This is a genomic window from Paraburkholderia sp., assembly GCF_035948235.1.
Lineage (GTDB): Bacteria > Pseudomonadota > Gammaproteobacteria > Burkholderiales > Burkholderiaceae > Paraburkholderia.
Genome location: NZ_DASZJJ010000015.1, coordinates 1 through 1803, shown reverse-complemented (window position 1 = coordinate 1803; position 1803 = coordinate 1). Strand labels below are relative to the sequence as shown.

General features: G+C 65.9%; 2 protein-coding genes. One reads left to right on the top strand and one right to left on the bottom strand.

Translation table 11 applies throughout. The annotated features are described in order from the left end of the window. Window positions 1-217: 217 nt before the first annotated feature. Window positions 218-1225, top strand: a complete 1008-nt coding sequence (locus VG320_RS01030; protein ID WP_327198329.1) for an NAD(P)-dependent alcohol dehydrogenase — start codon at window positions 218-220, stop codon at window positions 1223-1225. Between the two features lie 4 nt (window positions 1226-1229). Here VG320_RS01030 and VG320_RS01025 read toward each other — a convergent pair. Then, on the bottom strand, window positions 1230-1803 hold a 574-nt coding region (locus VG320_RS01025), incomplete at its 5' end, for a helix-turn-helix domain-containing protein (protein WP_327198328.1).

Sequence of the window (1803 nt, the reverse complement as noted above, 5' to 3'; positions counted from 1 at the left end):
CAGCATTCACTATTGCGCTGGCCGGTCACTTTTTGGCTACCGTGGCCGCATCATAGGAGTCAGCGAATTTATTTGTCAATAGCAAATAGATTCGTCCAAAGTAAACCGAGGCAACCTGCGCGGCCACACTCCCGGCAGCCGTCCGGACGGCGCGTTTATGCTTCGTCTGGTGTCCATTGCGGCCAGATCATCGCCCTACGCCCCTTCGGAGGAATCAATGAAAGCCATCAAACTGTTCGCGCCCGCCGGGCTCGACAACCTCAAGCTCGTAGATATCGCCGCGCCCGGCGAGCCGCAGGCGGGCGAAATTCGCGTGCGCGTGCACGCCAGTTCGCTCAACTATCACGACCTGGGCGTCGTGCTCGGCCGCATGGGCGCCCCCGATGGCCGCATTCCGATGGCGGACGGCGCGGGCGTCGTCGAAGCTGTCGGCGCTGGCGTGACGGAATTCGCCGTTGGCGACCACGTGGTCTCGACGTTCTTTCCGCCGTGGCTGGACGGCGCGCCCACGATCCCCGACTTCTCCGCCACACCCGGCGACGGCGTGGACGGCTACGCTCGCGAAGCGGTGGTCGCACCGGCCGCAGCGTTCACGCACAGCCCGCGCGGCTACACGCACGCCGAAGCCGCCACCCTCACCACGGCGGGTTTGACCGCCTGGCGCGCGCTGGTGGTGGACGGTGGGTTGAAAGCCGGCGAAACGGTGCTGGTGCTCGGCACGGGCGGCGTTTCGATCTTCGCGCTGCAATACGCGAAGGCGATGGGCGCGACGGTGATCGCCACCTCGTCGTCTGACGAAAAGCTCGAACGCGCGCGCCAACTCGGTGCGGACCATACGATCAACTATCGCCGTGAGCCGCAATGGTCGCGTCAGGTGCTGGAGTACACGAACGGACTGGGCGTCGATCACGTCGTGGAAGTGGGCGGTCCTGGCACGCTCGAACAATCGATTCTGGCGACCCGCGTGGGCGGCCATATCGCGTTGATCGGCGTGCTGACCGGCATCGAGGGCAAGGTGCCAACCGGCACGATGATGCGGCGACAGCAGCGTCTGCAGGGTTTGATCGTTGGCAGCCGCCAGCATCAGATCGATCTCGTGCGCGCCATCGACGCAACCGGCGTCAAGCCCGTAATCGACCGTTCGTTCCCACTCGAAGCGATCGGCGACGCGTTCCGGCTGCAACAGGCAGGCGGACACTTCGGCAAAATCGTTCTGGAATACTGATCGATCAGATGGGCGCGCGTGTGATGGGTCCGCGCGCGAATTGCTCGCGGTAGGCGGCCGGACTCGTCAGCGCAATGCGGCGGAAGTGTCGCCGCAGCGATTCTTCCGAGCCGAAGCCGGCGAGATCGGCCACACGCTCCATCGGCAGATCGGGCCGCGATTCGAGCAGATCGCGAGCGATGCTCACGCGCTCGCGCACGACCCAGGCGTAAGGGCCCATGCCGGTCGCGTCGAGAAATTGCCGCTGCAGCGTGCGCGCGCTCATCGCCGCTTGCGCGGCCAGCGACGCTACGCTATGGTCCAGGCGCGGATTCGCCCTCACCCAGTCCATCAGCTTCGCAAGCGGGCTGGCCTCGTCGCGCGGCATCGGGCGCGGCACGAACTGCGCCTGGCCGCCCTCGCGATGCGGCGGCACGACAAGCCGCTGCGCCACGCGGTTGGCCACTGCGCCGCCATGGTCGCGGCGCACCAGATGCAGCAACATGTCGATACCCGCAGCCGATCCCGCCGAAGTCAGCACCTGGCCTTCGTCGATATAGAGGGCGTCGGGTTCGACATGCAGTTTGGGATAGCGTTGC